The organism is Pedococcus soli (genome assembly GCF_054782575.1).
Map to the genome: position 1 here is coordinate 987,016 of NZ_BAAGSF010000006.1, position 10,276 is coordinate 997,291.

11 protein-coding genes are annotated in these 10,276 nt (G+C 71.0%); 3 read left to right on the plus strand and 8 right to left on the minus strand.

Annotation, left to right across the window (positions count from 1 at the left end; all coding sequences use genetic code 11):
- Window positions 1–35: 35 nt before the first annotated feature.
- A complete protein-coding gene (locus ACYVKF_RS19885; RefSeq protein ID WP_056915028.1) occupies window positions 36–449 on the minus strand; it encodes a DUF4259 domain-containing protein in 414 nt (137 codons plus the stop codon).
- 219 nt (window positions 450–668) lie between these two features.
- Here ACYVKF_RS19885 and ACYVKF_RS19890 point away from each other — a divergent pair, with 219 nt between their 5' ends.
- Window positions 669–1,580, plus strand: coding sequence for a hypothetical protein (locus ACYVKF_RS19890; RefSeq protein WP_460968749.1), 912 nt, complete (start codon window positions 669–671; stop codon window positions 1,578–1,580).
- On the opposite strand, the gene ACYVKF_RS19895 is transcribed toward ACYVKF_RS19890, so the two are convergent.
- On the minus strand, window positions 1,577–2,104 hold the full coding sequence (locus ACYVKF_RS19895; protein WP_460968750.1) for a GNAT family N-acetyltransferase: 528 nt from the start codon (window positions 2,102–2,104) through the stop codon (window positions 1,577–1,579). The two genes, ACYVKF_RS19890 and ACYVKF_RS19895, sit on opposite strands and share 4 nt — an antisense overlap.
- A gap of 18 nt (window positions 2,105–2,122) precedes the next feature.
- Here ACYVKF_RS19895 and ACYVKF_RS19900 point away from each other — a divergent pair, with 18 nt between their 5' ends.
- Entirely contained in the window at window positions 2,123–2,737 is a 615-nt protein-coding gene (locus ACYVKF_RS19900; RefSeq protein ID WP_460968752.1) for a class I SAM-dependent methyltransferase, read from the plus strand.
- On the opposite strand, the gene ACYVKF_RS19905 is transcribed toward ACYVKF_RS19900, so the two are convergent.
- The 4 genes from ACYVKF_RS19905 to ACYVKF_RS19920 all read right to left on the minus strand — a co-directional run bounded on the left by ACYVKF_RS19905 (window position 2,718) and on the right by ACYVKF_RS19920 (window position 6,282).
- Complete coding sequence (locus tag ACYVKF_RS19905; RefSeq protein ID WP_235530634.1) at window positions 2,718–3,566, minus strand: NAD-dependent protein deacetylase; 849 nt, start codon at window positions 3,564–3,566, stop codon at window positions 2,718–2,720. The two genes, ACYVKF_RS19900 and ACYVKF_RS19905, sit on opposite strands and share 20 nt — an antisense overlap.
- Before the next feature lie 101 nt (window positions 3,567–3,667).
- A complete protein-coding gene (locus ACYVKF_RS19910; RefSeq protein ID WP_460968754.1) occupies window positions 3,668–4,915 on the minus strand; it encodes a patatin-like phospholipase family protein in 1,248 nt (415 codons plus the stop codon).
- A gap of 33 nt (window positions 4,916–4,948) precedes the next feature.
- Window positions 4,949–5,644, minus strand: a complete 696-nt coding sequence (locus ACYVKF_RS19915; protein ID WP_460968756.1) for a hypothetical protein — start codon at window positions 5,642–5,644, stop codon at window positions 4,949–4,951.
- 227 nt (window positions 5,645–5,871) lie between these two features.
- Window positions 5,872–6,282: a DUF6318 family protein gene (locus tag ACYVKF_RS19920; protein WP_460968758.1), complete on the minus strand. Its 411-nt coding sequence runs from the start codon at window positions 6,280–6,282 to the stop codon at window positions 5,872–5,874.
- 366 nt (window positions 6,283–6,648) lie between these two features.
- Here ACYVKF_RS19920 and ACYVKF_RS19925 point away from each other — a divergent pair, with 366 nt between their 5' ends.
- On the plus strand, window positions 6,649–7,578 hold the full coding sequence (locus ACYVKF_RS19925; protein WP_056915034.1) for a LysR family transcriptional regulator: 930 nt from the start codon (window positions 6,649–6,651) through the stop codon (window positions 7,576–7,578).
- A gap of 14 nt (window positions 7,579–7,592) precedes the next feature.
- Here the strand turns inward: ACYVKF_RS19925 and ACYVKF_RS19930 are convergent, their stop codons facing one another.
- On the minus strand, window positions 7,593–10,022 hold the full coding sequence (locus ACYVKF_RS19930) for a ComEC/Rec2 family competence protein (protein ID WP_460968760.1): 2,430 nt from the start codon (window positions 10,020–10,022) through the stop codon (window positions 7,593–7,595).
- Window positions 10,019–10,276: ComEA family DNA-binding protein (locus ACYVKF_RS19935; RefSeq protein ID WP_460968762.1), on the minus strand; the 258-nt coding region annotated here is incomplete at its 5' end. The genes ACYVKF_RS19930 and ACYVKF_RS19935, both read right to left, overlap by 4 nt.

A 10,276-nucleotide genomic window follows, 5' to 3' on the forward strand; every position in this document is an offset into this window, starting at 1 on the left:
TAGGCGTCACCCCGGGCAGGATCGGCTCGTCGGGGTCACTCGCCGAGGGTCTCGAGGTACCTGCTCAGGCGCTCGGTGATGTCGTCCGTGGCGCTGGCCTCGTCCCACAGCTCCCACCACTCGTTGTCGTCGGGCCGCAGCGCGCGGTGCAGGGCCTTGGTGGCCAGGTCCTCGAGCCCCTCGTCGACCACGATGGGCTCGTCCTCGATCCACCGCGGCAGGTACGGCTCGCGGATCGCACTCTCGAAGTCGTCACTCGCCGCCACCACGACGGCGGCGGCGATGGCCTCGGCCATCTCCGGTGCCTCGATGTAGGCACGCGACCCGACCACGCGGACCATCGCGTGCTCCACCCGGGCCCGACGCTCGTGCGGCTCGGCGTCCTCGAGGGCGTCGAGGAAGTCCAGCGCGTCGTCGTTCTCGAACGGTCCTGTCCCGGTAGCTCCCATACCGGCCTCCTTGTGCTCGGTCGTGCAGTGGCTCGACAGCGTGACCCGTCGAGCGTGCAACAGTCCCGGACGACACGCCAGTGGTCGTTCGGGCCATTCCTGACTCCACCGGACGGCACCTCCGGCCGCCTCGACATCGCCGAGGAAATGCCGTCGCCCGGAACGGGCCGGCAGGTCTAGCCTCGAGGTGCAGGGAGCCCCGCCCACCGGGAGGACCTCGTGCTGCACCCTTCGTCGACCGTATGGCGCGGACTCGCCGTGGCCGTCCTCGCCACCGTGGTGGCGGCCTGTGCGAGCGGCACTCCCGCCGTCACGGAGCGAGGCGCCCGCCCGACCGGGTCGACCGGCACGTCGTCGACCACGAGCACCGCCGACCCGGGCCACCCCGTCGGCGTCGTGGCGATCGGCCACTCCGGGATGACGGGGTTCCACTCCGACCCGAACGCCCCCGACGACGACGTGTTCGCGAACTCCTGGGCCACCGGCACCAACCCTGCGGTCGACAGCATCTACGCCCGCCTCATCCGCGCCGTGCCCGAGACCGCCGACCACGTGGCCAACCTCGCCCGCGACGGTGCAGAGGCTGCCCTGCTGCCCTACCAGGCCCACGACGCCCTCCGCCTCGTGCCCACTCCCCGGCTGGCCCTGGTGCAGATCATGGACAACGACATCCGTTGTGACGGAACCGATTCCGCTCACCTTGCCGAGTTCCGTGCCTCGGTGCGTGAAGCGGTGGACGTGCTCGTCGCCGCCTCGCCGAAGGTGTCGGTGGTCCTCGTGAGCGGGGCCGGTCGACCAGCCACCTATGCCGCCGCCATCGCCGCTCTCCCAACCACTCCAGCCGATCTCGTCGGCACCGGACCGTGCGCGTTGTTCAAGGCCAACAAGACGGTCAACACCAAAGAGGTCGCGCACCTCACACGGCTGATGGAGGCGTACGAGGCCGAGCTCGCGAAGGTGTGCACCGGTGTCCCGCAGTGCCACACCGACGCGGGCGCGGCCACCCGGGTGGTCGACTCCCTCGACGCCTACGGCACCGACCTCGGTCACCAGTCCGTCATCGGCCACGCGCGGACTGCGGCGGCCGTCTGGCCGGAGGTGGCCAAGGCGCTGGGCCTGCCGACCGGTTAGCCGTCGGCCGTCACCCGCCGCTGGTACCAGGCCGTGTCGACCCAGCGGTCGAACTTGCGGCCCGCCTCTCGCAGCACGCCCACCTCGACGAACCCGTGCTTGCGGTGCAGGGCGATGCTCCCGTCGTTGGGCAGGGCGATCACGGCGACCTGGGTGTGCACCTGCGGGAGGGCGTCGAGGCGGGCGAGCAGCGCGGCATACAGGAGCGTGCCGAGGCCGGCCCCGCGGGCGCTCCGCGCGAGGTAGACCGACACCTCCTTGGTGCCGTCGTACGCGGGTCGGGGACGGAACGGTCCCGAGAAGGCGTAACCGAGCACCTCCCCGCCGCGAGTCGCGACGAGGACGATGTCGCTGCCGGCGGCGTGGGCGAGCTTCTCACCGAGGTAGGCCGTTCCGCGCGGCTCGGTGTCGAACGTCGCCACGGAGGTCAGCACCTCCTCGTCGTAGATCGCGGCCATCGCCGAGAGGTTCGCGGCGGTGGCGTCCCGGACGGTGACCTCATCGGCGGTGGCGGATTCGTTCATGTCGGCGATGCTAGGGGGATGACCGACCGGCAGCGCATGTGGGACGAACGGTATGCAGCGAGCAACCGCGTCTGGAGCGCCGGCCCCAACGCCGAGGTCGAGCGCATCGTCGGCGGCTGGAAGCCGGACCGCACCGCCCAGGGTGGACGAGGCGGTCGCGCCCTCGACCTGGGCGCGGGTGAGGGACGGCACGCGGTGTGGCTGGCCTCGCTCGGGTGGCGGGTCACCGCGGTCGACTTCTCGCCCGTCGGCCTGGGCAAGGGCGAGGCCGAGGCGACCCGGCGTGCGCTGCGGGTGGACTGGGTCGTCGCCGACGCGCGTTCGTGGCAGCCGCCTGAGGGTGTCCTGTTCGACCTGGTCCTCGTGGCCTACCTGCACCTGCCCGAGGACGTGCTGAGCCGCACCACGCGGTGGCTCGCCCCGGGTGGTGCGCTGGTCGTCGTGGGGCACGCCCTGCGGAACCTCACCGAAGGAGTCGGCGGCCCCTCCGACCCCTCGCTGCTGCACACCCTGGAGGAGCTGCGGGTTGCCTCCGCGGGACTGTCGGTCGAGCGTTGCGAGGAGATCGTGCGCCCGACCGAGAGTGGCGACGCCATCGACGCCGTCCTGGTGGCTAGGCGACCAGCCGACTGACCAGCTCGGTCAACGTGGGTCCCAGTGGGGCATCGACCTGGACGGTCGCCTCGGCGTCACCGCGGGTTGCCCCGCGCGTGATGATCACGACCGGTATGCCGCGTGCGGCCGCCCGCCGCACGAACCGGTAGCCACTCATCACCTTGAGGCTCGAGCCCAGGACGAGCAGCACGTCCGCCTCCTCGGTGAGGCGAAAACAGTGCTCCACCAACGGCTTCGGCACCGACTCACCGAAGAAGACGACGTCCGGCTTGAGGGTGTCGTGCTGGCAGACGAGGCAGAGCGGGACGATGAAGTCCTGCACGTCGAGCTCGTTGAGGGCGATGTCGCCGTCGGGCCGGATCTCGTTGCTCGTGACCTCGAACGACGGGTTCGTCAGCCGCATGCGCTCGTCGAGGTCCCACCGGCTCGAGCGGTCGCCACAGGTGAGACAGACGACCCTGGCGAGGGCGCCGTGGAGCTCAGTCACCTCGGTCGTGCCGGACTGCTGGTGGAGGCCGTCGACGTTCTGGGTGATGACGGGACCGAGGTAGCCGCCACGCTGCAGGGTGGTGACGGCCTCGTGCCCTGCGTTCGGACGGGCGAGGTTGAACCGCTGCCAGCCGACGTAGCTACGGGCCCAGTAGCGCTGCCGAGCCTCGGACGACCTGACGAACTCGGAGTACTGCATGGGCGTCACCCGGCGGTTGCCGTCCGGGCCGCGGTAGTCGGGGATCCCGGACTCGGTGGAGATGCCGGCACCGGTCAGGGTGAGGACGTTCCCGTGTCCGAGGAGGTCCACCACCGCATCGAGGTCGGTCCGCCGGCTCGCACGGGTCGTCTCGGTCACCACCACAGGTTACGTGGGCTGGTCAGTGTGTGCTCGGCGCGCTCCGGTGCCCGGGGCATGGGTGGCACGCGAGGCTGGGTCAGGGGCGCTGGGCCGCGCTCTCACGTGCGACCGAGCAGGGTGCGCCTGGCGGAGTCGTGGAGGGCCCGGGTCGCCACCCCCACGTCTGCCACCTCGGGGTGCGGCGGCACGGCGGGGACCTCGCGAGCGATGAGCTCGGGGGCGTGGCTGCGCACCTGTGCCTCCGCGACCATGTAGCCGTGCCGCTCGAGGATCTGCTGCTCCTGCGTCGAGAACGAGTCGAGGTCGGTGCGGACGGCGTTGATGAGCTCGGCGACCTCACGTGGGTAGCAACCGGGTGCCGCTGTGTCGAGGGCCCAGGCGGTGCCACCGAGGACCCCGCGGTGGTAGCCCGCCTGGAGCCACCGGCTGCGGACCGACTGGCCGCCGCTGGTGGCGATCCCCAGGATCCGGAGCATCCGGCCGTGGATCGTGCGTTCGGTGCGGGCGCGGAAGACGCCGCCACCGTCGCTGACCAGGACCGTGCTGTGGGACTTCCAGACGGGCTCGAGCCCGAGGTTGTCGTAGACGCCACCGTCCGTGAGCCGGATGTGCTGCTGGATGCGTCGGCGCTCCTGCGGTGACTCGAGACCCGCGTGCCCACCGGTCAGCCGCATCGGTTCGCCGTCGAACACCATCGGGGCGAAGAACGGTGGGAAGGCGCAGGAGGCCGCCACGATGTCGGCGATGCGCACGGAAGCCGGCGGCGCGGCATACCCCAGGCGGTAGTCCCCGACGCGCCCGTGCGGTGCGTGCGCCGTGGGGTCCTCGAAGACCCAGTTGACGCCATAGGCGATCTCCGTGGCGCCGGTGATGATCGCAGGGCCGGCGATCTCGTTGTCGCGCAACGGGATCGACCACCAGTCGATCTCGGACGCCAACTCGTCGGACAAGGCCCTGACGGCTGCGTCGTCGGTGAGCCAGTGCCACGGCTTGAGCTTGGCCAGCAGTGCCGCGGTCCGGATGTTGCGGGAGGTGAGGCGGCGCAACGGTGTGGCCACCAGCTCGTCGAACCCCCCGACCCGCTCCCCCGCCGACCGGTCCGCCGGGAACTCGAGCCTGGCGTCGGCGAGCAGGTTCGCGACGAGGGATCCGCCCGAGACGCCGCTGATGGTGTCGAGCTGGCTGAGGATGCCGAGCTCGTCGAGCCGTCGAACCGCACCGAGGTGGAACAGCGCCGCCCGGTAGCCACCGCCAGAGAGACAGAGGGCTTTGCCCCGCCGATGGCTCGACGTGGTGATGACGTCGTCGAGGGTGGCGTGGCTGGTGGCGGTGGGCTCGTGGTTCATCGTGCGACCGATGAAACCAGAGGTCGCCGACACTCAGTGGTCGACGAGCCGGGCCTCGGCCTCGCGGACCTGGAGGGTGGTGACCGGCTCGTTCTGGAGGTCGGCGACAGCGTTGATGGGCGTCCACGGACCGCCGTTGACGCGGTACTGGCCGGTCAGCTGCGAGTCGACCGTGACCCTGGCAGCCCGATCGGTCGCTGTGTAGGTGTGCCGGATCTTCCCGTCGGGGTACACCCCGCCGGGATCGGTGACCTGACCGCTGCTGCTGCCGTCGCCGTAGTGGAACTCGTACGAGCGTGGCGCGATCTTGAACTCCACCGACCAGGACAAGAGCTTCACCGGGGCGCTGACCTCGCCCGGCTGGAGGCCGGCGTCACCCGGCCAGGTCGCACGGAAGTACGTGGGGAGGTTGACCAGGGTGACGTTGCCGGCAGGCTGGATCGCGACGCGTGGCTTGGAGAACGGCAGCTGCCTGAACGCCGTCTGGATCTGGCCCATGGTCGGGATCGCCGGGGGTGCCGGGACGCCCGGCGGAAGGGCGTCAAGGCCGCACAGGGTGTTGACGGTCGTCCACGCCGCGTCGGGGTTGGCCCTCGGGCGCGACTGCACCCAGTACAGGACGTCGTCGGACGGCGGGTTCCGGAAGGAGCAGGCCGTCATGGCGTACGAACAGTTGGTCTCCTCGCCCCCGGCCGTGTCCGAGATACGCGCCGGCTTGCACGCGAGCACGACCTTGTAGACGAACTTGCTCTGCGTCGACGAGATCGGTTCGACTCTTGAACCACCACCTTCTTGAGACTTTGGCTTACAGGCCGCCGCTGCTGCCGCTGAGTCGTTTCCAAGGTCACCAAAGGCAAGTCCCGTTCCGCATGACCCATTGGAGGCGTCGCTGGTCGGTGCAACCGTGAGGGACGCAGCCGCAAGAACAACCGCGACAACAAGTGCTCTGATCCGCATCAGATCGCCTCGAACTTCTTGATGTGCCAGCCCCCGTCTCGCCATGTCACCGACGTGACAGCAGTGAATACTCCGGGCTTGGAGGTCTCAACCACCTGTCCCTTTGCATTGAGCACCCTTACGGGGACCTCCTCTCCAGCAACCTCAACGACGTAGTCGGTGGCTCGTCCAGACGTTGTCTGAACGAGGCGCACCTCGATCGAGGATTTATCGGTCCGCTGACCTTTGGCCGTCCTGTCCGTTATTGCCCGGACAAAACCCTTGCAGCCTTCGCATGAGTCATCTGCAAGGACCGCAATCAGGTCTGTGTTCCCAGAAACGTAAGAGTCGCCAACTGATTCGAAGTAGAACCTGGCGAAGGCCTCCGCTCCCTCCCGAGATGGCTTTTTGGCGGCCGGCGGTACGGCCACCGTGGCCGAGGTCGAGCTCGGAGTGCCCGTCGTGCTCGACGACGGAGCCGACGTCGTGTTGGCCGACGAGGACGGCGAGGTCGCGGATGTCGTCCCTGGCGGTGACTCCCCGCCACCGGTGCACCCGGCCACGAGCGCTCCCCCGAGCGCCACCGCAACCACGAAACCCGTCCGTCGTGAACGCACGCAACTCCCCTTTGCCGTCCCCGGATCACCCGCAGCGATGCGGCCGATCGCATGGATTCTACGGATTTCGACCGTTTGGGCCATCCCGTCATCCACAGGCCCCGACCCCCACCCAGCCAGCACTCATCACCATTGCATCATCAACTACTGGCTTCGATAACTTTCGGTTATGATCGCCCCATGATTGACGCTGCCGGCCTGCGGGTCATGAAGGCCATCGCCGACGAAGGAAGCTTCACCGGCGCCGCCCTGTCGCTGGGGTACTCCCAGCCCGCCATCTCGCAGATGGTCCGCCGCCTCGAGCAGCGCACAGGCACCGTCCTGGTCGAACGCGTGGGCCGCAACGTCCGCCTCACCGAGGCAGGTCAGGTCCTCGCCCGCCACGCCGTCGCAGTCCTCTCCGCGCTCGACGCCGCCGAGGAGGAGGTCGCCGCGATCGCCGGCCTGCGCGCCGGGCGAGTTCGGCTCATGGCCTTCCCCTCGAGCTCGGCGACGCTGGTCCCCCGCGCCCTCGCCCTCGTCAAGCAGCGGTTCCCCGACGTCCAGGTCACCTTCACCGAGGCCGAGCCGCCCGAGTCGTTGGCGGCCCTCAAGGCCGGTGAGTGCGACCTCGCCGTGGCCTTCGCGTACGAGGGCACCGACGTCGGCCGGGGCGAGGAGGACATGGACCTCTTCGTCACGCACAAGCTGCTCGACGACGAGGTCCGCCTCGCCCTGCCCCGGACCCATCCGCTGGCGGACCGCGACGGCATCGAGCTCTCCGCCCTGGCCACGGAGAACTGGATCGCCGGCTGCCCCCGCTGTCGCGGCCACCTCCTGCAGATGTGTGCCAACGAGGGCTTCACGCCGAACGTCGGCTTCGAGACCGAGGACTACGTCGCCGTCCTCGGCCTGGTCGCGGAGGGCCTCGGTGTCGCCCTGATCCCCGACCTGATCCTGCGCACCGCCAACCACCACGACGTGGTGACCCTGCCGATCACGCCCTCCTCGCGCCGGACCATCAGCGTCGTCACCACCGCGGACCTGCAGCGGGTGCCCGCGGTCCAGGCCACCATCGACGCCCTCTGCGAGGCCGCCAAGGCGAAGCCGCGGGTCCTCGCGAGCAACTGACCGGTCCCGCCGGTTCACCGTCGGCGCCACGTCACTCCGACCGATCCGCCGTCGGCGACCACTGCGACGTCACCCCGCTGGTCGGTCCGGAAGACCGCTGATCCGTTGCGCCGCAACACCTCCAGCGCCTTCGGTGACGGGTGACCGTAGTCGTTGTCCTTGCCGACGCTGATCACGGCGACGGGCGCAGCCACCGTTGCCATGAGGTCCTCGTCGAGGTTGCCCGAACCGTGGTGCGCCACCTTGACCACGTCGAACCCGGCTGCCCGCGCGCTCTTCGTGGGGTCTCGCCGAAGGGCGAGCAGCACCGCGTGGGCGGCCTCACGTTCGACGTCACCGAGCAGGAGCAGGTCGACCGGCCCGGACCGCACCGCCAGGACGACGCTCGCGTTGTTGGGGACCGAACCCGTCGACAGCCGCCGTTGCGGCCACCACACGTCCGCGGTCACCCCCGGCCAGGCCAGGTGGTCACCAGCCACCACCTCCCGCAGGGGTATGCCGCGTGCCCGCGCCCACTGCCCCACCTCCTTCCACTGGTGGTCGGGCTCGCGGACCGGGGTGCTCAGCACCTCGCGCACCTCGCGACCCGCGATGGCGCCGGGGAGACCGTCGACGTGGTCGGCGTGGAAGTGGGTCAGCACGACCGAGTCGAGCACCTCGACGTGGAGCCTGCGCAGGCAGTGGTCGATCGCGGCCGGGTCGGGTCCGGCGTCGACGAGCACGGCATGGCGGGATGTCGTGGCCAGCACCAACCCGTCCCCCTGCCCGACGTCGCAGGCGACGAACCGCCACCCCGGCGCCGGCCAGGTCACCGTCGAGGTCGGGGCTGCTGCCGCGAGCACCAGGAGGGCAGCCGACAGCATCGCGACCGGCCGGGTCCGTGCCGCGTGCGCCCACCACCGACCGGACGAGATGACGGCGACCGTGACGACGGCGAGGAGGACCGCGCCGAAGGCTCCGTCGGGCCATGGCATCGTGCCGCCCGGGACGGTTGCGCAGGTGCGGGCGATCCACGCGATCCCTTCGGCGGGCAGGGCGCCCAGCCAGCACAGGCCCGTCGCACCCAAGGGCCACAGCGGTGCGACCAGAGCAGCGGCGACACCACAGACGGTTGCCGGTGCCACGAGGGGCGCCGCCAGCAGGTTGGCCAGCACTCCGACCACCGAGACGCTCCCCTGCAGCAGGACCACGACCGGGGCACACATCGCCTGGGCCGCGACTGGGATGGCGATCGCGGGCCCCCAGGACCGGAACCGTCCCGGCAGCCGGCGCCCGATGGCCTCGCCCCACGAGCGGGTGAACAGCAGCAGGCCGAGGGTGGCCAGCGTCGACAGGGCGAACCCGTAGGAGCGCGACAGCCACGGGTCGACGACGAGCAGCACCAGCACGGCGGCGGACAGCACCGGGATGCCTGCCGCCCGACGCGACCTGCTCAACCCGATCAGGCCGATCGCGCCCATCGTCGCCGCGCGGATGACACTCGGCTCGGGGCGCGCGAGGACGACGAAGCCGGCCAAGGCGATCCCCGCGACGTACGGCCGCCAGCGACGTCGCACCCCGAGCAGTCCGGCCCCGCCGAGGGCGAACGCCAGGACGATCGCCACGTTGCTGCCCGAGACGGCACTCAGGTGGGTCATGCCGGTGGCGAGCATGGCCTCGGTCAGGTCGTCGGGCGTCCGGCTGGTGTCGCCGATGACCAGAGCGGGCAGCAGGCCCCGCGCGTCAGCGGGCAGGGGTGAGGCAGCGGTGCGCAGCCCGGAGCGCAACCGGTCGGCGCCGGTCTCGACCGTGCCGGGCGAGGACGTCGTGGAAGGACCGCCGATCGGCCGGATCACGGCGATGACGTCGTCACCTGCCTCGGCCGGGACGAGCTTGCCCCGCACCCGGAGGCCTTCGCGCCACCGGACGCGCTCCCACCGTTCGTCGCCCATCACCACCACGGGGCTGCGCACGTCGGAGCGCTCCCCGCGGGCCGTCACCCGCGTGGCGGTGAGGCGGAAGCGGACCGTCACGGCATCGCGTCCCGGCAGGGTGCGGACCGTCGGCTCGGTCGCGACCAGTCCGTCGACCGTCACGACCGCGTGGTCCCGGGCCAGGGCACCCAGCGGTCCGGTCGCCCGGGAGGCCAGGTGACCGGCCGTCGAGACCGCCACGAGCGCCACCCCCGCCAACGAGAGCCCGATCGCCCGGAGCCAGGTGGACGAAGCGCCGGGGCGCGCGCCGGGCCAGCCACGACCCTGGACGCCACCACCCCCGCGCCCAGGACGACCCAGGGCAGCGAGCCCTGCCAGGCCTGCCGCCACCACCCCGACCACCGCCAGGGTCCTGACCGACCAGGACAGCACCGACGCCGTGAACGCCCAGGCGACGAGCGCCGGGGCGAGCAGGCGCAGGTCAGGACCGGGGGCCGGGGTGCTGACAGGGTCATGGACCCGCGCGCTCACACGGTCACCCTGGGTTGGAGCTGCGCGAAGATCTTCTCGCCGATGCCGCTCACCTCTCCGAGCTCGTCGACCGACGCGAACCTGCCGTGCTCCGTGCGCCAGTCGAGGATGCGTTGGGCCAGCACCGGGCCGACGCCGGGCAGCTCCTCGAGCTCGGCGGCGGTCGCCCGGTTGAGGTCGACCTTGGCGCCGGGCGCACCGGCCGCACCCGTGCCCCCGCCCGTCGCTCCACCGCCCGGACCGCTGACCGGACC